The sequence below is a fragment of the Robertmurraya siralis genome (assembly GCF_005502275.1).
Classification (GTDB): domain Bacteria; phylum Bacillota; class Bacilli; order Bacillales; family Cytobacillaceae; genus Robertmurraya; species Robertmurraya siralis.
The window spans coordinates 33152-56767 of sequence record NZ_SWLZ01000017.1; the positions used below are offsets into that span (position 1 = coordinate 33152).

At 38.9% G+C, this 23616-nt stretch carries 23 protein-coding genes; 3 read left to right on the forward strand and 20 right to left on the reverse strand.

Annotation, left to right across the window (positions count from 1 at the left end; all coding sequences use genetic code 11):
• Positions 1-23 precede the first annotated feature (23 nt).
• The 7 genes from FCJ93_RS17140 to FCJ93_RS17170 all read right to left on the reverse strand — a co-directional run bounded on the left by FCJ93_RS17140 (position 24) and on the right by FCJ93_RS17170 (position 8715).
• Positions 24-536, reverse strand: a complete 513-nt coding sequence (locus FCJ93_RS17140; protein WP_095307195.1) for an adenine phosphoribosyltransferase — start codon at positions 534-536, stop codon at positions 24-26.
• Positions 527-2884 carry a single-stranded-DNA-specific exonuclease RecJ gene (recJ, locus tag FCJ93_RS17145; RefSeq protein ID WP_137744255.1) on the reverse strand — a complete coding sequence of 786 codons (2358 nt, stop codon included), beginning with the start codon at positions 2882-2884 and terminating at the stop codon, positions 527-529. Before recJ ends, FCJ93_RS17140 begins: the two co-directional genes overlap by 10 nt.
• A gap of 145 nt (positions 2885-3029) precedes the next feature.
• Positions 3030-3923, reverse strand: coding sequence for a cation diffusion facilitator family transporter (locus tag FCJ93_RS17150; protein WP_095307206.1), 894 nt, complete (start codon positions 3921-3923; stop codon positions 3030-3032).
• 753 nt (positions 3924-4676) lie between these two features.
• Positions 4677-5435, reverse strand: a complete 759-nt coding sequence (locus FCJ93_RS17155; protein ID WP_137744256.1) for an HAAS domain-containing protein — start codon at positions 5433-5435, stop codon at positions 4677-4679.
• Positions 5425-5763, reverse strand: coding sequence for a PadR family transcriptional regulator (locus FCJ93_RS17160; protein WP_137744284.1), 339 nt, complete (start codon positions 5761-5763; stop codon positions 5425-5427). Before FCJ93_RS17160 ends, FCJ93_RS17155 begins: the two co-directional genes overlap by 11 nt.
• Positions 5764-6010: 247 nt before the next feature.
• Positions 6011-8281, reverse strand: a complete 2271-nt coding sequence (gene secDF / locus FCJ93_RS17165; protein WP_137744257.1) for a protein translocase subunit SecDF — start codon at positions 8279-8281, stop codon at positions 6011-6013.
• A 137-nt stretch (positions 8282-8418) separates the two neighbouring features.
• The gene (locus FCJ93_RS17170) at positions 8419-8715 is read right to left on the reverse strand and encodes a post-transcriptional regulator (protein ID WP_095307215.1); all 297 of its coding nucleotides are present in this window, start codon (positions 8713-8715) and stop codon (positions 8419-8421) included.
• Positions 8716-8899: 184 nt separating this feature from the next.
• On the opposite strand from FCJ93_RS17170, the gene spoVB reads away from it, so the two are divergent.
• Positions 8900-10459, forward strand: a complete 1560-nt coding sequence (spoVB, locus tag FCJ93_RS17175) for a stage V sporulation protein B (RefSeq protein ID WP_137744258.1) — start codon at positions 8900-8902, stop codon at positions 10457-10459.
• Between the two features lie 96 nt (positions 10460-10555).
• On the opposite strand, the gene FCJ93_RS17180 is transcribed toward spoVB, so the two are convergent.
• Positions 10556-11200 carry a DUF421 domain-containing protein gene (locus tag FCJ93_RS17180; protein WP_095307218.1) on the reverse strand — a complete coding sequence of 215 codons (645 nt, stop codon included), beginning with the start codon at positions 11198-11200 and terminating at the stop codon, positions 10556-10558.
• 292 nt (positions 11201-11492) lie between these two features.
• Here FCJ93_RS17180 and FCJ93_RS17185 point away from each other — a divergent pair, with 292 nt between their 5' ends.
• A complete protein-coding gene (locus tag FCJ93_RS17185; protein ID WP_321177919.1) occupies positions 11493-11855 on the forward strand; it encodes a TIGR04086 family membrane protein in 363 nt (120 codons plus the stop codon).
• Positions 11856-12152: 297 nt separating this feature from the next.
• Here FCJ93_RS17185 and yajC read toward each other — a convergent pair whose 3' ends face one another.
• From yajC to safA, 10 genes are all read right to left on the reverse strand, one after another.
• Positions 12153-12437 carry a preprotein translocase subunit YajC gene (yajC, locus tag FCJ93_RS17190; protein ID WP_095307226.1) on the reverse strand — a complete coding sequence of 95 codons (285 nt, stop codon included), beginning with the start codon at positions 12435-12437 and terminating at the stop codon, positions 12153-12155.
• A 38-nt stretch (positions 12438-12475) separates the two neighbouring features.
• The gene (gene tgt, locus FCJ93_RS17195; protein WP_095307227.1) at positions 12476-13615 is read right to left on the reverse strand and encodes a tRNA guanosine(34) transglycosylase Tgt; all 1140 of its coding nucleotides are present in this window, start codon (positions 13613-13615) and stop codon (positions 12476-12478) included.
• A gap of 46 nt (positions 13616-13661) precedes the next feature.
• Entirely contained in the window at positions 13662-14690 is a 1029-nt protein-coding gene (queA, locus tag FCJ93_RS17200) for a tRNA preQ1(34) S-adenosylmethionine ribosyltransferase-isomerase QueA (RefSeq protein WP_095307228.1), read from the reverse strand.
• A 153-nt stretch (positions 14691-14843) separates the two neighbouring features.
• Positions 14844-15050, reverse strand: a complete 207-nt coding sequence (locus FCJ93_RS17205) for a DUF2905 domain-containing protein (protein ID WP_095307231.1) — start codon at positions 15048-15050, stop codon at positions 14844-14846.
• Complete coding sequence (gene ruvB / locus FCJ93_RS17210; protein WP_137744259.1) at positions 15034-16047, reverse strand: Holliday junction branch migration DNA helicase RuvB; 1014 nt, start codon at positions 16045-16047, stop codon at positions 15034-15036. The genes FCJ93_RS17205 and ruvB overlap by 17 nt, the downstream gene beginning before the upstream one ends.
• Before the next feature lie 15 nt (positions 16048-16062).
• Positions 16063-16671, reverse strand: a complete 609-nt coding sequence (ruvA, locus tag FCJ93_RS17215) for a Holliday junction branch migration protein RuvA (RefSeq protein ID WP_137744285.1) — start codon at positions 16669-16671, stop codon at positions 16063-16065.
• Positions 16672-16998: 327 nt separating this feature from the next.
• Positions 16999-17466 carry an intercompartmental signaling factor BofC gene (locus FCJ93_RS17220; RefSeq protein WP_095307752.1) on the reverse strand — a complete coding sequence of 156 codons (468 nt, stop codon included), beginning with the start codon at positions 17464-17466 and terminating at the stop codon, positions 16999-17001.
• Positions 17467-17709: 243 nt separating this feature from the next.
• Entirely contained in the window at positions 17710-18426 is a 717-nt protein-coding gene (locus FCJ93_RS17225) for a YhcN/YlaJ family sporulation lipoprotein (protein ID WP_170211343.1), read from the reverse strand.
• A gap of 103 nt (positions 18427-18529) precedes the next feature.
• The gene (locus FCJ93_RS17230) at positions 18530-19531 is read right to left on the reverse strand and encodes a phosphotransferase (protein ID WP_235879532.1); all 1002 of its coding nucleotides are present in this window, start codon (positions 19529-19531) and stop codon (positions 18530-18532) included.
• Positions 19506-21038: a SafA/ExsA family spore coat assembly protein gene (safA, locus tag FCJ93_RS17235; RefSeq protein WP_137744262.1), complete on the reverse strand. Its 1533-nt coding sequence runs from the start codon at positions 21036-21038 to the stop codon at positions 19506-19508. The genes FCJ93_RS17230 and safA overlap by 26 nt, the downstream gene beginning before the upstream one ends.
• Before the next feature lie 430 nt (positions 21039-21468).
• On the opposite strand from safA, the gene FCJ93_RS17240 reads away from it, so the two are divergent.
• The gene (locus FCJ93_RS17240) at positions 21469-22005 is read left to right on the forward strand and encodes a transcription repressor NadR (protein WP_095307248.1); all 537 of its coding nucleotides are present in this window, start codon (positions 21469-21471) and stop codon (positions 22003-22005) included.
• 37 nt (positions 22006-22042) lie between these two features.
• On the opposite strand, the gene pheA is transcribed toward FCJ93_RS17240, so the two are convergent.
• Both pheA and FCJ93_RS17250 read right to left on the reverse strand, forming a co-directional pair.
• On the reverse strand, positions 22043-22915 hold the full coding sequence (gene pheA / locus FCJ93_RS17245; RefSeq protein ID WP_095307250.1) for a prephenate dehydratase: 873 nt from the start codon (positions 22913-22915) through the stop codon (positions 22043-22045).
• A gap of 238 nt (positions 22916-23153) precedes the next feature.
• The gene (locus tag FCJ93_RS17250; protein ID WP_095307251.1) at positions 23154-23609 is read right to left on the reverse strand and encodes an ACT domain-containing protein; all 456 of its coding nucleotides are present in this window, start codon (positions 23607-23609) and stop codon (positions 23154-23156) included.
• Between the last annotated feature and the right edge of the window lie 7 nt (positions 23610-23616).

Below are 23616 nucleotides of genomic sequence, written 5' to 3' on the forward strand. Positions count from 1 at the left end.
GCGCAAACAGCGCTCACAATCAGTTAAAATTCCATTAATGTTAAAATATCATAACCATCTAATTTACTTCTTCCTTCTAGGTAAGTAAGTTCAATTAAAAAGGCGATTCCAGCCACAACCCCGCCAAGCTCTTCAACTAATTTAATCGTTGCTTCAATCGTTCCGCCAGTTGCGAGAAGGTCATCTGTAATAAGCACGCGTTGCCCCGGCTTAATCGCATCTTTATGGATCGTTAATATATCTTTCCCATATTCAAGGCCATAATCAACATCAATTGTCGCTCTTGGCAATTTCCCTTTTTTACGTACGGGGGCAAAACCAACTCCTAAAGAATAAGCTACTGGACAGCCAATAATGAAGCCACGTGCTTCAGGACCAACAATAATATCTATATCTTTCTTCCGAGCATATTCCACAATTTGATCTGTTGCGTAATGGTATGCCTCCCCATCGTTCATCAATGGTGTAATATCTTTAAATTTAATTCCTGGCTTTGGCCAATCTTCCACAATTGCAATATGTTTTTTTAAATCCATTCTTCAACTGCCTCCTCATTGGTAACCGACCCAACTATCATTTCGTCAAACCACTTTTTTAGTTCGTCAACGGATGAATAGAGCAACTCCCCTTCAAGAGCATAATGTGCCTGCTTTTGCTGGTATGTGATCGATTCTGATAAATCTTTTTTATTTTTAACCTCATTTAAGGTAATAAATCCATTATGCTGCTTTATCAATTCTAGTTCTAAAAACACTTGCGACATGAAATCAATCGTCGCTCTCGTCCAACCACGATATTTAGCAAGATCATCGCCATATCTTTTCAGATCAAAAGGTGCCTTCTTCATCAAGAAAGCGTAATACCATTTAAAATGCTCTCTCGTCGGCATCGTGGAAAAATAATCACTCTCTTCACCATAAAAATGGGCATAAATTCTCGCTGGTTGCTTCCCTTGTAAAAGTGAAACAAGAAACTCCTTAGAAGGGGGTAAATCGGAGAGAACAATGTTCCGTCCTGTCATATCCAAATGCCGAGCTTTATCCAACTTATCCACCACAACTAATTCATTATTTTGATGGGCAAATTTGCTCACGAACTTTTCATTAAACACAATCCAAAGTGCATCGGAAACACTATCGGACAGTTTTTCTATTCTCTTTAAGCCACGATAATCAAACAACTGCCACTCGTGCACCGCTAAATCTTGAAGAAAAATTTGCGGCTTCCGTATGTTGTTCCATTCATTAATAGCTAATTCTCCAATCACCGCTAAGCTCGCATAAGGAGAAACTTCATCTAATAAACTTCCTAATCCGAAACCAATTCCATCTAATGAACTTCCTTGGTCCTCTAATACAAGCTTTAAATGGGTTTGATCGGCACCGATTTTTTTCATTTGGGAAATACTAGCTGCTTTAATAAGTACCTTCGGCTTTGGATTATTTATCCCAAATGGAGCAAGCTTCTGCATTTCCTCAAGTGCCTTTAAATCAACATTTTTTAATTCTATTTCACTGTCCAGCTTTGTGACAGGAATGAAATCTTCTTCAGTAAGTATTTTTGAAGCCAAATGATTTAAACGGTTGCGCAGTTCTCCGACATCCTCTAATTTCAATGTCATTCCTGCCGCCATCGGATGCCCGCCGAAATGAGGCAATATATCACGACATGTCGATAAATTTTGGAATAAATCAAATCCCATAATACTCCGAGCAGACCCCTTCGCCAAACCTTTTTCGTCATCAATGCTTAATACTATCGCCGGACGATAAAATCGCTCAACAAGTTTGGAAGCAACGATCCCAATCACACCTGCGTTCCAGCCAGATTTACCAACGACAATAACGGAATTTTCGTCAATTGGATAGTTTTCTTCAACCTCTCGTATCGCTTCCTCTACCATTTCATTGACGAGAGCTTGTCTTTCTTTATTTAATGCATCAATTTCTTCTGCAATGGTCTCCGCTTCATATGGATCTTCGGTCAATAAGAGATCGACGGCAATATCTGCACTTTCCAGTCTGCCTGCAGCATTTATTCTAGGAGCCATTACAAATCCAATCGTCTCCTCATTAATGGCAGGCAAATCGGCACCAGCCAATTTCAACAACGCTTTCAGACCGTGATTGTCTGTACTTTTTAGCGCTTGGATTCCTCTTTTGGCTATTAATCGATTTTCTCCAACTAAAGGGACCAAGTCCGCAACCGTACCAATCGCAGCAAATTGCAGCAGATGCTCTGGTACCTTTCCCAAAAGAGCGTGTGACAATTTAAACGCAACCCCAACACCAGCTAAATCATGAAATGGATAAGGACTGTTCTCCAGTTTTGGGTGAATAATCGCCAGTGCTTCAGGCAATTTCGGTCCTGGTTCATGATGATCGGTAATAATTAAATCGAGCCCCAATTCTTTCGCTATTCGCGCCTCATGGAGCGCAGCAATTCCTGTATCGACGGTGATGATAAGATGAATACCACTTTCAGCAGCATGGCGAAATGCGTTTTCATTCGGTCCATATCCTTCTGTAAAACGATTGGGAATATAATACTGTACATTCGCCCCTAATTCCTGAAGCGTGAGCATCATGACGGAAGTGCTCGTAACTCCGTCTGCATCATAATCTCCAAATATAAGAATTTGTTCATTATTTGCTATCGCATCTTTTATTCGTGAAACAGCAATATCCATCCCTATTAAAGTGAATGGATCATGGAACGCATGGTCTTCATCAAAAAGAAAAGACGAAGCTAGCTCCGGGGTATCAAATCCCCGATTAACAAGTAAAGATGCTACCAGCGGTGTAATGCTAAGCTCCTCTACAAGTCTTCTCTTTTTTTCTTCATCGACTTGTTGGCAAATCCATCTGGTTTTCGGCTTTAACATACGTTCACCTCTCAACTTTTCTATTATACTAGAGCGCCATAGTCGGTTCAAGCTAAGAGTGTATTCGTAAATATGGAAAAAACAAAAAAATGTGCGCTGAAAGCTTATTTCACTTTTGGCGCACATTACGATTTCCATGCTTCTCTTATTTCGGTTTGTACGGATTAATATGAACAAATACATTTTCTACATTCTTTTCCCGCAGCAGCTTTTTCTTTACGGCTTTTCCAACTTTATGACCTTGCTCTACCGTCATATGTGGATCCACGGATATTTTAAGGTTAATAATAACGTAATGACCATGTTCGCGAGCATGAAACTCATCTATTTTTTTAACTTCAGGAACAGTTTCTACAATTTTTCTAAGCTCAACCGTGTCTTCATCATTCATGACCCGGTCAAGTGCGTTCCCAATCGATTCTTTTCCAAGCGTCCACGCAATTCTCAAGATCATAAGAGCTACTACAAGTCCTGCTACTGGATCAGCATATTCAAGCCAACTTATTTGCAAAAGATTACCAACTACTGCTGCGCCAATTCCCATTAAAGCGGCTAAAGACGAATAAACATCTGAACGATGTTCATAAGCATTTACAATAAGTGCATCGCTTTTTAATTGCTGTCCTAATCGAAATTTATAACGAAACATACATTCCTTCGTAATAATTGAAATTAACACAGCTACGATTGCAATCGGATTAGGAGCTTCTATCGAATGGAAAAACGCGTCAAATGAAGAGCGGCCAATTTCCAATCCGATGATAAACAGCAAAACGGCTACGATTATGGCTGCAATCGATTCAGCTTTCCCATGACCATATGGATGCTCCTCATCAGGAGGTTGCTTCGCAGCTCTTAAACCAATAAAAACCGCTAACGATCCTACCACATCTGAAGCAGAATGGACTGCATCTGCTATTAAAGCCTTACTATTTGCGTATATACCAACGCTCCATTTTAACGCTGCCAAAACAATATTTCCAACTACGCCAATAATGGCAGCAAACTCCGCTTTTTTAAAGCGTTCACTTTTTTCCAACGTACTCCCCCCCCTTAAACGAAAATCCACTATCCCTTTAGACAATCCTTCTACCAGTCTATCCTAAACGCTTCAGTCTCATAAGGTTGGTTTCAGTTTTTCCATCAGAAAATGTAAACATAAAAGTAATTTAGCACTTAAATGCTTTCATTATTGAGTTATGTATTGTCTATGAATATTGATGAAGTTCACTTTTGCGCACTTTCCAACGACGTATTGTTATTTCAATTTCATGGCGCATCTTGGCATGTTTTTACTACTAAAAACCTCATCCATATTCTTCCACTCTATAAAATGAGGACAACTAGCTTCACTGAATTTTAGAGGTATTAATAAGAGGAATGGCGACTAAAAAATAAAGTCATAGCTTCATCAAAAGGAACGATCTTGCTTCTATATGGAGGTAAGTAAAAAAAGAGGGGTAGAATGTCCCTCTTCTATCACTTATTTCGTAAAATGCAATAACCGTCCTATTTTACAATAATAAGAGGTCAATACGTAAAAGAGATTTATCGACACCCCCCCAATTAAAAATTCTCTTGCTTTATCTTGTATTGCAAGGTAAATATTTTTAGATATGATTGTGCTTTATGCTCATTACTGAAGTCAAAAGTCTATCCAAACTTCGATAACTGTCTGCAATACTAGCAAAAACAACTTGGTAAAACCATCATTAACAAATTACCTGTGAAAGATCCTCAAACTAAATTTCGTTGCATTCAATACCTTTAGATTGTTCATAATGGTAAACACTTATTTACTTTTTTCCAATTTAGAAAGGATTAATAGATATATTGCTATTCCACCAAAACTTATCAACATACTTAGGATCAGTTGTGTCTCATATTGTAGTGCTGTTAAGTTAAGGAAATAATCAGGCAATGTTAACAATGCAATCATAATAATTAGCACCCCTGTCTTAGCCCAAATTGAAATACCAATTACAAATAGCAAGGTAATTCCACCTATGATGAAACTTCCGATATTGTCAAAATGAATTGTTGGTGTCGAGATCATTTTATCAAGATAAGAAACTCCTAAAAATAAAAGCAATGGAAGCAAACTAATAACAAAAATCAATACGCCCCGTATAATATTCGATTGACTTATAGTTGAAATATATTTAAACCCTTTAAATACAACTGCAATAAAGATAACAGCAATTGCTAAATACCCAGTGACTTCCAAAAGTGAGTATGAAAGGGTACCTGCCAACAAATCAGAGAAAACTTTAAAAGAAAACGCTCCAAAAATAATTAAACAAATGGATTTAAACAATGTCCGATAATCAATAGGCATTTCATTAGAAACCATCTCCATGTAATCTTTCGGAGATTTGCCAATGATTTTTTCAATGGATTTCCCATTTTTTTCAGCTTCGGATAAATGAATTTCCAATTCATTTATCACGTCCTCAATCTCATCCCATTGTTTTCCACTTGAAAATAAATAAATGCGTAAATCCTCTATAAAGTTTTGACTTTTTTTAGAAAGCGGCAATTCACGTTTCATCTTGATGACCTCCTTTTGTAATGGTATATTGTCTGATTACTTCGTTGACGCTACTCTGTAAATTTTGCCAACGTTCGATAAAATTTTTTAATTCCAATTCTCCTTTTGCTGTTAGCGAGTAATATTTTCTTTTTGGTCCCGCTGTTGACTTTTTTAAGGTAGAGGTAATCAATTCCTCTTTTTGCATTCGCATTAACAATGGATAAATGGTCCCCTCACTAAAGGAATGAAAACCATAACTTTCAAGTTTTTCTGCCATTTCGTAGCCGTATACTTCTTTTTCCTTAATAATTGCCAGCAGACAGCCGTCAATTATCCCTTTCAGCATTTGTGTTGTCGACAAATTCTTCCTCCTTTCTTGCCAATCTGCAATTCGAATATTTTCATTACACTATCTTGTATTACATGGTATAGTTTAAGAATAACAAGTTTTATCTTGTATTGCAAGGTAAATATTTTTAGAATTTTTGAAAAGAAAGAATTTCACACGTTGATCCAAATACCATTCCTTAAAACAGAAAAAAGCTGAGATCAAAAGTCTATTTTAACGACCTTTTGACTCAGCTTCTTCATCATTATACTTGCGGCTCATCTGTCTTTTTACGTTTTTCTTTGTAAGTAATCAATGTGCCCTTCGTCTTCAATTCCTTCGCCTTCCACACATACCATAATTGTGTAGCTAAAAACAGAGATGAATATGTTCCTGTAATTAAACCAATAAGCAATGCGAAAGAAAAATTCGTTATGGATTCACTGCCAAATATAAGTAAAGCAACTACAGCAAACACGGTTGAAAGAACGGTATTTATCGATCTTCCAAAGGTTTGTCGCAAACTTCGATTAGCTATATCGGCGAGCTCCTCCACTTTTTTAATCCGTTTTTTCTTCTTTAAATTTTCACGTATGCGATCAAAGGTGACAATCGAGTCATTAATCGAGTAGCCGACAATCGTTAAGATTGCTGCAATAAAGGTTAAATCTACCTCTAAACGGGTGATACTAAAAACCGAAATGATAAAAAATGCATCATATAGCAATGCTAGCACGGCAGGAATAGCCATCCTCATCTCAAATCGAACTGTGACATAGATGATAATCCCGATTGACGCGATTAGTACAGCCAGTCCAGCATTTTTGGCAAGTTCTTTACCAACTGTCGGTGATACGGTGCTTACATTCGGCTCAGCACCATATTTCTCTTTGAACTTCACTTTTAATTCCGCAACTTCAGCTTGATTTAATATATCCTCACCCTTAAGACGGGCTACTCCGATATTTTGAGTATCACCTGAAATGACGATATCATCTGTCTTAATACCAACGGTCTCCAGTTGTTCCTGGAATTCAGCCTTCGTTAAAGAATGATCTGAAAGAACCTCTATTCTATTACCACTTGAGAAATCTATTCCTAAATTCAGACGGAATATGATCATACATACAAGACCTATTGTTATAAGGATACCTGAAAAAGCAAAAAACTTTTTACGTGGTTTAATAAAATCCCATTTATCAAATCTCGTAGGTAGATCTATTGCCTCGTAATTTTCGGAAATGTCCTTTATGTCTGATTGCTTTACACCGAACCAACCAGGTTTTTTATTAAATAGATTACTGTTTACCCATAAGCCTAGGAACAACCTAGAACCATATACAGCAGTGATAAAACTTACTAATATGCTTACAATCAATGTGGTTGCAAAACCCTTTACAGAGCTTGTCCCAAAATAAAAGAGAACACCCGCTGCCAACAGAGTTGTAATATTCGCATCAATGATGGTTGATAAAGAACCGTTCGTTCCCGCTTTATAAGCTGCCTTTAAGTTTCTACCGACTTTTAATTCCTCTTTAATTCGCTCAAAGGTGATGATATTGGCATCAACAGCCATCGCTACTCCAAGAATGAGCGCTGCAACTCCTGGTAGTGTTAAAACGGCATTCATCCAATCAAATACAAGAAGGATTAAGTATATATAAACCGATAATGTAACAGTGGCAATGAACCCAGGGAATCGATAATAGAAAATCATGAAAATATAAATTGCCAAAATTCCAATAATCCCTGCCATTACGGTTTTATCCAATGCATCCAACCCAAATTGTGCTCCTACAGAAGTGGAATAAACTTCTTCAAGTTCAACTGGTAAAGCCCCTGCATTTAACAGATTTGCTAATGTACTCGCTTCTTCAAGTGTAAAATTTCCTGTGATAGAAACCGAATCTTGGCTGAAAACCTGAGAAACTCTCGGCGCAGAAAGAAAGGCCGGCTCCTCTTTCTTTACTTCTTCCTGGAAGCTATGTTCACCTTCTTTAAAATCCAACCAGATAACTAATAAATTGTTGGGAGCTCCCATATTGACAATTTGTTCTGTAACTTCTTTAAACTTATCAGCGCTTTTTAATTTCAATGAAACGCTAGGCTGGCCATTATCATCAAAGGTTTGCTGTGCTCCGCCTTCGACTAAATCCCTGCCATCCATCATTAAATTATCGTCCACATCTCGGAAAGATAAGTTGGCTTCTGTAGAAAGCATTTCCCTGGCCTGATTTTGATCATGAACACCTGCCAGCTGGACACGGATACGATTATTTCCTTCAATTTGCAGACTTGGTTCATTAACACCAAGAGCATTAATTCGTTTATTTAATGCCTCAGCGGTACTTGACAAAGTAGTTTCAGTAATCTTTTCCCCGTCCTTTGCCTTTACCTCATAAAGCACTTCAAATCCGCCTTGAAGATCTAAGCCGAGTTTAATATTTCCTAAGATGTTTGTCGTCGTTGCTCCAATTAATCCACCCAAAACAAGGACGATAAGAAAAAAAGCAACGATTCTCTTCCGATTAACCATTATGTAGAAATCCTCCTTAAAAGAACGCAAAAGCTAATTCCTTAGTGCTGTTAACCTGTTATTTCATTTCAAAGAAGTCAATATGATTATTATGAAACAGTTTAGAATAGGTGTCAATTTTATATGTATCAGATGGTTCATTTTAATAATTCTTTCAGCTCTGCCTCATCCTCAAGAGAAAAATCGAGGAGTCGCAATGCTTCAACAGATGCAAAGCTCATATATTCACCAGGTTTTAATGAGAGAATATCGGCTACTATCTCATATAACCTTATGTCCTCCCTTACTCGCTTCCACTTTTTACTCGTTAAAAAATCCCATAGCTGTTGCTCGTGGATCGTCCCATATCCTAATAGATTTAATTCTTCCACTTTACTGACAAGAGCGGGCTTTACTTCACTACGGAAACGGTCGTATTCATGGACAGTGCTCATTTAGACTCCTCCTAGAAAATTCTTCAAATAGAAAACGAAACAACTTGTCATGCTTTGTCCACATTCAAGCATATAGATAATTGTATATGATTTAACTCATTTCTGAAAGGCGCTTTCCAAGAAAATACTTTTTTTATTTCCAAGCTTTGTCTTGTAGAACTTATATCAGAAGGCAGGGAGCAAAATGTCTAAGTTTCTAAAAGGAACGATAATATTATTGATTGCTGGTTTAGTCACCAGAGTACTCGGCTTCATCAATCGCATTGTCATTGCCCGATTTATTGGCGAAGAAGGTGTCGGGCTCTATATGATGGCATTTCCTACCCTTATGCTAGTTATCACCATTACACAGTTAGGACTACCTGTTGCGATTTCTAAAAGTGTTGCTGAAGCTGAAGCAAAAGGAGACTTCAAAAAAATCAAGAAAATATTAGTTGTTTCATTAACAACGACGATCTCTTTATCATTATTGTTTACACCTGCCCTGCTTTTTTTCGCACCTTATTTATCTGATTTATTATTTACCGATAATCGTACAAAACTGCCATTGCTGGCAATTACACCGATTATTCCGATTGTAGCAATTTCAGCCGTTATAAGAGGATATTTTCAAGGACGACAAAACATGAAGCCCGCAGCCTACTCACAGGTAATTGAACAAGTTATTCGAATTGCTCTTATTGCTGTCTTGACAAAAATGTTTCTCCCATATGGAATTGAATTCGCAGCCGCAGGAGCAATGCTTGCCTCTGTTATTGGCGAGCTTATATCGTTACTTTATTTAATTACCACATTCAAAATGAAAAAGAAATTTCCAATCAGAAGAAATTTCTTTAAGCAAATACAGGCAGGTAAATCGACCTTTAAGGAATTAATGGGTGTTGGACTGCCAACTTTGGGAAGTAGACTGATCGGCAATTTTTCTTGGTTCCTTGAACCGATTGTCGTCTCCTATAGCCTTGCTTTAGCCGGAGTTGGTACAACACTAGCAACAAAACAATATGGCTCTCTCACCGGGTTTGCCATGCCGTTATTGCTTCTCCCCTCGTTTATAACGTATTCTTTATCGACTTCGCTAGTACCAGCAATCAGTGAAGCCAATTCTAAAAACGATAAGGGACTCATTGAATATCGCTTACAACAGGCACTGCGCTTTGTCTTTTTAACGGGTGGACTGGCGATTATTATCTTATACGTTCTAGCAGATCCACTAATGGAATTTATGTATGGCTCTACATCTGGGGCCACTTTTATCAAGATTATGGCTCCGTTCTTCCTGTTCTATTATTATCAAGGACCGCTTCAAGCAACGTTGCAGGCCTTGGATTTAGCACGAGCAGCGATGATTAACAGCATCATCGGGTCAGCCGTGAAACTCGGGGTCATTTTTGCTCTCGCCAGTCAACCAAACTTTGGTATTAATGGGGCAGCACTTGGAATTATTATCGGCATCGTCTTGGTTACCTTTCTCCATTTTGCCACTGTTTTGAAACGAATTTCCTTTACTTTTTATATACGAGATTATGCAAAAGGATTTATCGTCATACTTCTCTCAGGAGCGCTTGGTTTTTATACTTATGCACAAATTTCAAGTCTTTCACTTGCAAGCCACATCATCCTTGCTGCTATTGTTATGAGCTTAAGTTATGCTGTTCTTTTGCTCCTGTTTGGCTTAGTTCGAAAACATGATCTGCAAAGAATTCCAAAAATCGGCGGATTTTTAGCAATCTTTGCTTTTAAATAAGTTTGTTTAACGAGAATTTTTATATTTGGCCCATTTGAGAGATTCCCCTCGTAAAAAATGGGCCAAATCAACCATTTTGAAAATCTTCTCCATCTTTCATCTAAAATCCTGAATATCAATAAAAAAGTCGCCATTTTGAAAGCTGCAGAAGGATATTTTTTTTACATCCCGGTAACCGCGCTTTCGCAATTCCTGTCTGAGCCATAATGAATTTTTCTCGATGCGTTCCAAATTTTTCGTTTGGATCTCCCCATCAATGATGAGCGGAATGGTGTAGCTGCTTTGATTCTTTTCTTTTTCGAACACAGTTAACTTTCCAGATGTCTCCAAAATGGCAAATTCCACATCGGCGATATTGCGAACATTTTGTTCTCTCAATTGTAACAACAAATCATCAAAATTATAGCGCTGCCTTTTCATTTCTTTTTCATCAATTTTTCCCTTATTGATAATCAATATGGGCTTTCCTTCCACCACATCCCGGAAGTGTTTGCTCTTTAACGAGATATAGGCAAATACGATTTGGATGGTCATCAGTAACAGCATCGGTATAATGACATGAAAGAGCTTATTATTCGGATCATCGATCGCTGCAACTGCCAATTCTGCAATCATTATATAAACGACTAAATCTAAAATACTAAGTTCGCCAATTTCACGCTTTCCCATCATGCGAAAAATAAGGATAATAAGAGCATAAAAAAATAGTGTTCGTAACGCAATTGGAATAAGCTCAGCCACATTCTTTTCCCCTTCCGTGAATTTCTTATCTATCTTTTCTTTTATTATTATCCACATTCCTTGCCTAAATATGAAAAGTGAGTTTTTTCGCCAGCAGTCCAATTTGTTCGAAATGGAAAAGTTCAGCTTCTATTTTTCTCTGCTCCTGAATATGCATGTACTAAGACAAGCAAAGTAGCTTGTTCATCACCTGCCATGAAAAGTTGAACTCGCTGCTAAGCACAAAAATACATGAAGTCTTGATCGAAGGGAGAGGGTCAAAATAGAAGAGTCAAAAAACCATGGAATTGCTATTTTATATGGAGTAATCGGCATATTTTTACTATTAATTATTGCCAGCTTTGTATTCTCTGTTATACTGCGATTTACGAATACACAAGAATCATCATTAGGAATTTTAACGACGATAATTTCCTTTATAACGTTATTTGCAGGCGGTTTTATTACTGGAAGAAAGGGGAAAGAGAAAGGCTGGCTCATTGGTGCATTAACAGGGGCTATTTACACATTGATCATTTTCCTATTTCAATACTTGGGTTATGACAGCTTATTTTCTTTAGAGCAAATTGTCTACCATGTTTGCTATATTCTTACAGCGATGATGGGAGGAATACTGGGCGTTAATATGAGCAGTCCAAAAACAAGAAGCATTTAAACGCCGTCTTTTTTAACTGATGATTCAAAGTGTGACAAAAACCTTCAGATCAACTCACTTTTTGTGGGTTCTGTAGAGTGCTTCTCTTGCACCTACCGCTACAATCAAGCAGCCATAAAACACGGCACCCGATTCTTTGAAAGCTTATACTAGCATATATATCTTTATTTAAAGCTTTCAAACAGACATATAATAAATCTATATTTAAAGAAAAAACTGTAGACAAACCCGAAAAATTTCGAGTTTGTCTACAGTTTGCGCCCATCTTTTTTGATGGGTGTTTTTGGCTGAAAAGCACTAGCTTTTAGCAAGTAAATCACTTGATGATTCGATTACTTCACGTACCGCAGCACGATCGTATGTAAGACGGCTTCCATCGCCACATTTGATGACAATTTGTCCTTCGTCGATCGCATCAACGATTCCATGAAGACCGCCAATCGTCACAATCTTGTCACCTTTTTTAAGATCATTTTGCATTTGCTGAACTGCTTTTTGTCGCTTTTGTTGCGGGCGAATTAATAAAAAGTAGAAAATCGCAAACATTAATATCAGTGGTGCAATTGTACCTAGCATTTCCATTCGTCCAACCTCCTTTCAAGCCATTTATATTTACTCTTTTAGAAGTTTTTTGCGTCGGGCTTATTAAAGCCATATCTTTCAAAAAATTCTTCTCTGAAGTCCCCCAAGCGATCCTCGCGAATCGCTTCTCGGACTTGCTCCATTAATTTTAACAGAAAATAAAGATTATGGTAAGTTGTAAGTCGTATTCCGAATGTTTCATCGCATTTTATGAGATGACGAATATAAGCTCGGCTGTAATTGCGGCATGTATAACAGTCGCAATGCTCATCAATTGGTCCGAAATCGCGGGCATATTTCGCATTCTTAACAACAAGGCGCCCTTCACTTGTCATCAATGTACCATTGCGGGCAATTCGGGAAGGAAGAACGCAATCAAACATATCAATCCCACGAATCGCTCCATCTATTAATGAATCTGGAGAGCCTACCCCCATTAAATATCTGGGCTTATGGGAAGGAAGCAACGGTGTCGTAAATTCCAGAACACGATTCATGATATCCTTTGGCTCCCCAACAGACAAGCCGCCAACTGCATAGCCAGGGAAGTCTAACGAAACTAAATCTTTAGCACTTTGCTTCCGTAGCTCTTCATATTCTCCACCTTGCACAATGCCAAAAAGCCCTTGATCGCCAGGGCGCTGATGAGCATTTAAGCATCTTTCCGCCCATCGTGATGTACGCTCTACCGATTTTTGCATATATTCATATGTCGCCGGATATGGTGGACATTCATCAAAAGCCATCATAATATCTGAGCCTAGTGCATTTTGGATCTCCATCGCTTTTTCTGGTGATAAAAAAAGTTTGTCACCATTTAAATGATTGCGGAAATGAACACCTTCCTCTTCTATCTTTCGAAACTCACTTAAACTAAATACTTGAAAACCGCCAGAGTCTGTTAAAATAGCTCGATCCCAATTCATAAATTTATGAAGACCACCAGCCTCTTTCACAATTTCATGACCTGGACGGAGCCATAGGTGGTACGTATTGCTTAAAATAATCCCTGCTCCCATTTGCACGAGCTCTTCTGGCGACATCGTCTTAACCGTAGCCAACGTCCCAACAGGCATGAATACGGGAGTTTCAAATGATCCATGGGGAGTATGGACTCTTCCTAGTCTTGCCCCTGTCTGTTTACAGGTTTTTATTAATTCATAGCGTATTGCAGTCAAATTCCTGAACCTCCTGTAGTCTGCATTGCATATAACAAAGCGTCAACTATAATATCAACATCGCATCTCCAAAACTAAAGAAACGGTATTTTTCTTCTACTGCAGTTCGGTAAGCATGGAGTACATGCTCTCGCCCCGCTAAAGCACTGACAAGCATAATTAATGTTGACTTCGGCAAATGAAAATTTGTAATCATGCCATCAATTGCTTTAAATGAATAGCCTGGATAAATAAAAATATCGGTCCAGCCACTGTCAGCTATAAATTTCCCATCATTCTTTGATGCGATGGTTTCCAACGTCCTTGTTGACGTCGTCCCAACTGAAATAATTCGACCTCCAGCGTCGCGCACCCCATTTAACAGTTGTGCTGTTTCTTCAGTCATTTGGAAAAATTCTGCATGCATCTCATGCTCCTTAATATCATCCACACTTACAGGACGGAAGGTACCGAGACCGACATGTAAGGTAATAAAAGCAATATGAACCCCCATCACCTTAAGCTCTGCAAGAAGTTCTTCGGTAAAATGAAGACCTGCAGTTGGTGCTGCTGCAGAGCCCCGTTCCTTTGCATAAACAGTTTGATACCTCTCTTTATCTTCAAGCTGTTCCTTAATATAAGGGGGCAACGGCATTTCCCCGAGAGCCTCTAGTACCTCATAAAAAATACCCTCATAGCGAAATTGCAGAAGTCTGCCGCCATGATCTTTTTCACCAACACAAACAGCAGAAAGCAAACCATTCCCAAAAAAAATGACAGAGCCTTTCTTAATCCGTTTAGCCGGCTTTACCAAAGTCTCCCATGTATCACCTTCTAGTTGTTTTAACAAAAGGACTTCGATTTTTGCACCTGTATCTTCTTTTTCCCCAAAAAGCCGTGCTGGTAAAACTCTCGTATCATTTAAAACGAGACAATCACCTGGTTTAACATAACTCTTTAAATTTTTAAAAATATCATGTTCAATTTCACCATTTTCCTTGTTTAAGACCATCAGCCTGCTGCTCGCTCGTTCCTGTAAAGGGGTTTGCGCAATCAGTTCTTCAGGCAAATGAAAATCAAATAAATCTACTTTCAATGATGTCACCCTGTTTCTAGTTCATAACTTCATTCACTTTAATATATTCTAATGCTTCCTCACTTCTGGTGAAATTAGATTTCACGAAAAAATGAGCTACAGCCAAATAACTCGCTCTTAGTTTGCTGACAACTGCTGAAATATACAACAGCATCAACGAAATTTTCCAATAAAATAAAAGATGAGAGAAAGAACGATACTAATTAAAATCGATGTAACAATCGGAAAATAAAAGGTTGTGTTGCCCTTTTTTACAACAATATCCCCAGGTAGCTTTCCAATTTGAATAAATTGCATAAGAAATCCTACGACAAAAATGATTACGCCCACAATCATTAAAAGTTTAGGAATTCCGCTCAACTGAAGGCACCTCCATCCCGAAATGGCGATAAACTAGGTCTGTTACAACCCGACCTCGAGGAGTTCTTTGCAGGAAGCCAATTTGTAATAAATAAGGCTCGTACACATCTTCAATTGTTGTCGATTCTTCACCAATTGTAGCAGCAATCGTCTCTAAACCAACTGGACCGCCGCGAAATTTCTCAATGATTCCTTTTAGTAACTTATGGTCAATATGATCTAAGCCTAGCCTGTCCACTTGCAGAAGCTCTAAAGCCTTCTGTGCCAACGAATGATCAATGGCTCCATTGCCACGAACTTGTGCAAAGTCTCGCACCCTTCTTAGCAACCGATTAGCTATTCTCGGCGTCCCTCTTGATCTTCTTGCTATTTCGACAGCTGCCAATGAATCGATATCAACTTCAAATACGTCAGCCGTTCGAATCACAATTTCCCTTAACTGCTCTTCACAATAATATTCTAGCCTGCTTAAAACCCCAAAGCGATCGCGTAAAGGAGCCGACAGTGAGCCCACTCTTGTCGTTGCACCGACCAAGGTAAACGGCGGTAAATCTAAACGAACCGAGCGTGCACTAGGTCCTGTACCAATCACAATATCCAAGCAAAAATCCTCCATAGCCGGGTAAAGTACCTCTTCAATTGATCGTGGTAAGCGATGGATTTCGTCAATAAAAAGGACATCGCCTGGCTCCAACGCCGTTAAAATGGCTGCCAAATCACCTGGACGCTCAATTGCAGGTCCGGCCGTCGTTCGGATATTGACACCCATTTCATTTGCGATAATGGTTGCTAAAGTGGTTTTCCCAAGACCGGGTGGACCGTAAAGGAGAACATGGTCCAATGTTTCTTGACGAAGTTTTGCTGCTTCAATAAAAATTTCTAAATTCTCTTTCACCTTATCCTGGCCTATGTACTGCTTTAGATTCTGCGGGCGCAAGCTTTGTTCGAGGGAAAGCTCCTGCATATCAGCTTCACCAGACACAATCCGTTCCTCCACGATCTTCACCCCTTTCTATTTTAATAATTTCTGCAAACCTTTTTTTATGTATTGATCTGTCGTTAATGTTTCTTTCTGTAATTCAGGCGCAATCTTCTTAACCTCTTTTTCAGAATAACCGAGCGCTTTTAAAGCTAAAAACGCTTCTTCAAGTTCTTGATTTGCGCTCTCTTTTCGAACCCCTTTGTCAGGAGCAAAAAGATCAGGGAAAAAGTCTGGCACGACATTATGAAGCTTTCCTTTTAAATCAAGAATCATTTGTCTCGCTGTTTTCTTTCCCACCCCTGGGAACTTCACTAAAAAGCCTTCATCTTCATTTTCGATTGCATCGACAACCTGCTCTGGATCTCCCGCAGCTAAAATAGCTAACGCCCCTTTGGGACCAATACCAGAGACATTTAACAATTTCGTAAACAAGGTTTTTTCTTCCCTTGTTTGAAAACCATACAATGCCATCATATCTTCACGAACATAGTGATATGTATAAATTTTAATTTCTTTTCCTTGATCCTTCGCATAAACAAACGGATTAGGCGTTGTAATTTGAAAGCCCACTCCGCTCGTTTCCAACACAATATATTCAGGGCCGATAAAATCGACCTTCCCTTGAATAAACTCAAACAACTGCACTCGCCCCTCTATTTTGCTGTACTTCATTGTATCATACAATCCACCTGCCATAAAGAAAAGCCTCATTTCAAACAGGAGCGGCGTTTATGAATCATTTCTGTTAAAACACTATTTTTCTCTTTTGGAGCAACAATTGATGCTGCGGAAATTTTAAAAAATGTTTTACGCTGAACAGACTAGGACACTATCTGCAATACAGAATGCGAAACATGGCAATCGTTTGTCGTGGTGAGACAGTTTATAAGAGTGACAGATGCATGAACAACCTCTTAACACCGATAAAAAAAGAACCGATTTTAATTCGGTTCCATCAATCCTTCATTAATTGGCTACCTTCTCTTCTAGGGTAAAGTCTTTGAAAGTTTCTAGCACTTCGACATAATGGTGCTTATCCTTTATTGGGATTCCCTTCTTCAACTCTTCATGTTTTTTACTTTCAAGCTTACCGATATCTAATTGAAAAAAAGTATGAATAATTTTTGAGGTTTGCGGCTTGCCATTAAAAATGGTCAATGCTCCATCGTTATTAATCCCAAAATAACCATTAGCTTTAAGGAGCGGCGAAATATCATCCACGAATTCTCTAAAAACTACTCTATCTTCAGTCATGTCAATAAGCTGCCAGCCATCATATTTTGCCCAAAAATCCTCCATCGACCAAATTGTTTCTTTGATCGTTTCTTGACTGAACTCCCCGTCCAGATACATCCGTTCCAGTACCACTTGAACTTCAAGAGGTTCAAACTGTAACGTTTCTTTAGTCTGATCATTTTTTGCTTCAGCACTCATGATGCCATTGATTCCGGAAAGGAAGATTGCAATCAGTAAAAATATTAAAGACCTAATGACTTTCACAGTGGTCACCTCTTTTAATCAAACCTATATCAATTAACGTTTAAACAATTGCTATATCTCCACTATTATTTTGACCAAATAAAGAAATATTATCCTTTTTCATAAGAGAAAAAGAAATTTTTTCCAAAAAAGAAAAAACACAAAGGAGCAAAGCCTTTTTCAGCTTGCTCCTTTAAGTCATTGATTATACTCAACACTTCTATTTCTTTCATTACTAATTGTTTTAAACATATGATCAATCTCTTCATCGACCATGTCGCGCGGTCCACCATCACGAAGCTGATTATCAATCGTACGGATTCTGCTATAGGTGCTGTCATTTGTCGTAACTGAAACTATTCTGCCGTCAGCATATGGTTCTATAGCATCCACAATTGCCGCTTTCGTTTCTTCAGCTCTCAAAGGATCTTCCAAAACAGCGCCGACAATAATCCGCTCCCGATGCACCACCGCTCTCGCATCTGCAACATTGACAACTGTTGTAGCGATATTTCCAACTCTTTGAGCAAGCCTCCCATTATAGGCTGTATAATAAGAGCTTCTTGCTCCACTGTTATTGTCATTTAAATGGGCATGATAATTTTGATCATCGCGACTAAATAAAGTATGGTTATATTCTCCTCCGGGAGCCGCCTCATTATTAATTCCGCGAATGTCGTTATTTCTTCCTTCTCCTGCAATGGTATGATCCATTAATTCTGTTACGGGCCCATCGTTATCCTCATTCAACCAATTCGTATTCCCTCCGTCTTCCTCATGGTGTTCATTTGAATAATAACCGATAGCAAGAGGTTGTCGATCCCGGCCGTCTACTGCCTCATCATTATTGCCACATGCCCCGAGACTTAACACTATAGCTACAGCAGCAAGCCATGTTAATTTTTTATAGTTCAAGATAATACGCCCCTTCTACTCTCAAATAAGAGCAAAACACTTGCTCACTATTAGAGTGTGAGGTGCATTCCTTTTTCATCCTGTCAGTTCCGACCAGTCTGCTTTATTTTTGGGAAAGCACACTTAAAGCAAGCTTTAGCTCCTTAATAAAACGCTCTCTTTCAAAAAACTGGCCTACTGTTAAATCAAGAACTTGACGCACAATAATCGGATTATTATAGTGCTTCTCCCTGATCAATCTATTCCATTCCCTAAAAATGTCAGATGGAAAAGCTAATCCATACAAAAAGAATTTCGAATGTAAGAAAGGACGTATTAATTCCAATTTTACCAACCGCTCAAGCGACCAATCAATATGAGGAAGAATTCGATTAGCAAATTGAAGATAATCAAGACTTCTATCTCCTATCGTAATTAAATCGAAATCAATGAGATATAACTCTTCCCCTTCTATTCGTAGAAAATTATGATGCGCCAAGTCCCCATGTAAGACAGTGGGGCAATCGATGGCTCCATCTTCTTGCTCCAAACCACGAAAAGACCAATCTGCCCATTGTAATATCTCTTCAATAATTTCTTTTTGAACAAAAAATTTTATAAATGAAATTTGGTTCAGAAAAGCAATTGTTCTTTCCCTCCACTTATTTAGTAAGTGCTGTTTTTTTAGCCTTCCATTATATTTTTCAACAAGCACTCTGCCGACTTCATGGAATTGATGTAACAAAGCTAAAGCTTCAACCCTATTATCATGCCCTTCATAGGTAAATGAATGAGCGGAAGGGGGAAGGTATTCGATAATGCCATAAAATGTTTGTTCAAATAATAAAGGGGAACCATTTGTTAAATTATAAAAAGAATAAGTATGAGGAAATCCGTGCTTCTTTAAATCCATTGTTATGTTTACTTGCGTCCTGAGGCGACGATATGATGGATAACCTTTGACGATATACTTGGTAAAGTCTTTACTTTCAAGAAGGAAAACATGATTGCGAAGAGGCTGTAACGATGTAATTTGAAAGGGAAGCTGGTCTTGTAAATAAAAAAGGAGACGATCCATATATAAACCGTCTCCCTGATCGTTAATCGTCACTTCCATCACTTTCATTTGGTTTCCTTGCCATCCCGAAGCCAGCACCCATTGGTCCATAAGGGTTCATAAACGGCGGGCTAGCAAACGGTTGGCCATACGGTGGAGCATAAACTGGTGCAACACCTGATCCATAACCTCCCGCTTCCGGATATCCCCCTTCAGCCTCATATCCCATTGACGTTTCCATCCGATATCCTGTTGGTACGGCACCATAGTTTGGTGCAAATCCTCCTGGCATTCCATAACCTGCAGGTATTTGTGGTTGAGGACCATAGCTTCCCACTAATTGTGGTCCACCGCATCCGCAATCTTTATCGTCCATCGCTCCTTGTACGGCTGGAAACGGCTGGTTCGGCCCGAATGGCATCCCTTGAGGAGCGTATGCCCCAGCAACCTCTGGCCCCGGTCCATATGCCGGTGGGAATGCAGGATATGGTTGTGCAAATCCCGGTCCTGGTCCATATGGCATTGGATAAGGAGCAGCATATGGCGGGCATGGATATGGCGCATGCATCATTGGAGCCATATGCGGCATTAGTGGCATATTCGCCATTTCCGGCAACACTTGCGGCATCGGCGGCATATTCGCCATCTCCGGTGACACTTGCGGCATCGGCGGCATATTCGCCATTTCCGGTGACACTTGCGGCATGTTTGGCATGTTTGGCATGTTTGGCATATTCGGCATGTTTGCCATTGGAGGGAATTGGGCATTATCGTATGCTCCCATTACACCTGCAGGTTGATTAGGCATAAACGGAGACGACTCATCATCAAAATAATGATTTTCTACTCCCGGCATTCCTCCATAGTATGGTGGCTGTTGCATTGCTCCTTGTACTTCAGGATTTACTGGTGATTGCTGATATGGATATCCTCCTGGAGCAGGGTAAGGTTTGAATGGATTCATTGGCTGTTGAAATCCTCCTTTAATCGGTATTTCGATTGAGGATGATTCCTCAAAAGATTCCGTTTCTACAGGCTTAAAAGGCTTCACCGGTTCTGGTTTTACTGGTTTCACCTGTTTTACTGGTTTCACCGGTTTTGCTTCAGGTAAAATATTTGCTGGTTTTGGTGGCAATTGCGGTGCATGAGGCTTTTGTTCCATATTAACATTTGCCATATTCATCATATAATAGTTGTTAATATCAATTTCTGGAATGATCGGTTTAGGCATTTTCGGTACAAATGGTTTTTTCGGCGTTTCCACTTTCGGCATTTCAGGCACTGGTTTTTCCGCTTTTTCAACCGGCGCCTCTTTTTTCTTCTCCTTTACAAACGGCTGCTCCTTTACTTGTTTTTCTTTTTTAACACCCATATTGAGCTGTGTTTCTTTCTGACCAATAGGAGCTTCTTTTTTAACGCTTCCCCCAGCAGTTGGAACCTTTATTTTCATTCCGGGCATAATCATATCAGGATTGCTGAGCTGTGAATTCAGTTTCTTCAGCTCTTCAAAATTCACGCCGTACTTTTTGGCGATTTTCCAAAGAGTATCCCCTTTCTGTACGATATGGATCTTCACTCTGACTTCTCCCTCCTATGCAAATGTCCATATATTGTATGATTGTGTGGGTAATTTGCTAATAATCTTCAAAAAAACTTATGCTTAATCTAAATAAATTATGTTAGCAGAGAGTGAAAACATTCTCGTACAAGCTTGAAATTTGTCAAAAAAGGGGGTTTAGTTCTGTCCATGAATATCGACTGTAAGGAAAAACTACGATAAACTATTCTCGAGATGGTTACTTTTTCAATTAAGATAGGGGTTTGCACTAGGTTGGTGTTGACTTTTGACTTGTTTCTGTCTGACTCCTTGAAGTGAATTTTTCACATCGCTTTAACACAACTAAAAAGGTGTGCGAAACCAAGGACTCACACGAAATGTGCCAAAAATCGTTACTGTTTAACAAAGTTAATATAAGGAAAATATAGAAATAAAGGGTGGAGAACAAATGAAAGGTCAGAAAATTCTAGGAGACGAAAGAAGAAGGCTGATTGTAACCTGGCTCCAAACAAGCCAAGAACCGATAACTGGAAGTGAATTAGCAATGAAAACCAATGTCTCTAGACAAGTAATAGTTGGAGATATTACATTGCTTAAAGCTCAGGGTGAACCAATTATTGCAACCAGCCAAGGATATCTGTATATGAGACGACCGGAAATGTTAAACAGGGTGGAAAGAACAATCGCCTGTTTCCATCCACCAGAAAAAACGGAAGAGGAGCTGTTATTAATAGTCCAACACGGAGTAACAGTCCTTGATGTAAAAATTGAACACTCCGTATATGGTGATTTAACCGCCTCAATCATGGTTTCAACAGTGAAAGAAGTTCAACAATTCATTGAGAAAATCAGCGCAACTAATTCTTCCTATTTATCGGAATTAACAGACGGGATCCACCTCCATACTCTAGCTGCCGCAACTGAAGACGACCTAAATAAAGCTGAAGAAGCATTACGTACCAATGGCTTCCTTATCGAAGCATGAAATGAACGTAAAAATAGGAGTAAACAGCAAAAGGAGCCTATTTGACCCCTTTTTGCTGTTTTACTTGATAGTATGGATAACTCCCTAAAACATTAACAGAGCAACCAAGTGCTTCTAATTCAGCAATTGCACCAGGGATTAAAACTTGATCCATCGCCATTTCGACATCGATAATAAAAAAATAGTTTCCGAGTCCTGTTTTAGTTGGTCTTGATTCGATCTTTGAAAGATTAAGCTTTCTCCAAGCAAATGCTGACAATACTTGATGGAGAGCACCAGAACGATCATCCGCTGGAAGAGTAATCATTAACGACGTTTTGTTCCCAACCATTTGCAAAGGACTGTTGCTGAATTTACTCGCCTCCTTCGCTAGAACAATAAAGCGTGTATGGTTGAAATCAAAGTCATGAATATCAGGGGCGACAACTGCTAACCCATATTCTTCAGCTGCTAATTCATTTGCAATCGCAGCAGCTTGTTCTGCCGGATGATCAAATACGTGTTTCGCAGCTGCTGCCGTCGAAGTAACACTTACTCTTTGAACTCCACGGCAATTTTGGTGAAGAAATTTATGACATTGCGCAATTGCATGCGAATGACTATAGATCGTCTCAATATTTTTCCAATTATCTTTATTTTGCGGATGAACCATTAAATGCTGCCTAATTGGCGCTGTTACCTCTGCTAAAATAGGAAGCGTTATCTCATGGATTAAATAGTCAAGAGTGATATTTACCGACCCTTCTAATGCATTTTCCAATGGTACGACACAAGCATCCACTTCATTTTTCATGACGGCATCCAAGCAATCAGGAATCGTCATATATGGAATCCCCTCATCGGACGGAAACATTTCACGTACTGCGATGTCTGTAAACGTTGCTTTCGGTCCTAAAAATGCAATTTTCATTATGATTTTTTCCTCCCCAGAAGTCATCCTGTTGTCTATATGAAAAGGACGCCTTGATCTTATGTTAATGTCTAGTCAAATTCATATTGCTCACTTCAAGTTAAAAACGGACATCTCTTAACATTGTTTTATTCATAAATATTCAGATATAAATGATGTCAAACTTGATATTGTTCGTTTGAAATCGATTCATTCTATCTAAAATTTCAAATAATTCCAATCAATCTAGGGTTTGGAGCTACGCTCCAGACCCAAGTACTTCTACATTTTCCACAAATTCTAGCTTTTTTAAATTTGCCAATAACTCATTGATTTCTATTCCCATTCCTGTAATGTTGAGGGACATGGTCACTTGTGCACGCCCCTGAAGTGGAATGGTCTGATGGATCGTTAAAACATTGCAGCCTGATGATGCTACAACCCCAAGTAGCTGTGATAGGGTTCCTGAACGGTCTTCTAAATGGAAAAACAAAGTGATTAATTTTTCCTTCACTATTGTATGAAATGGAAAAACAGTGTCTCGATATTTGTAAAATGCACTTCGACTTAAATCAACTTGTTGAACAGCATCCCAAACGGATTCGACTTTTTTCCGTTCGATCATTTCCTTCGCCTCTAGCGTCTTCTTCATCGCCTCAGGCAAAACATCCTCACGAACCAAATAAAATTTCTTATCAAATTTGTCTTTGCTCATTTCCCCA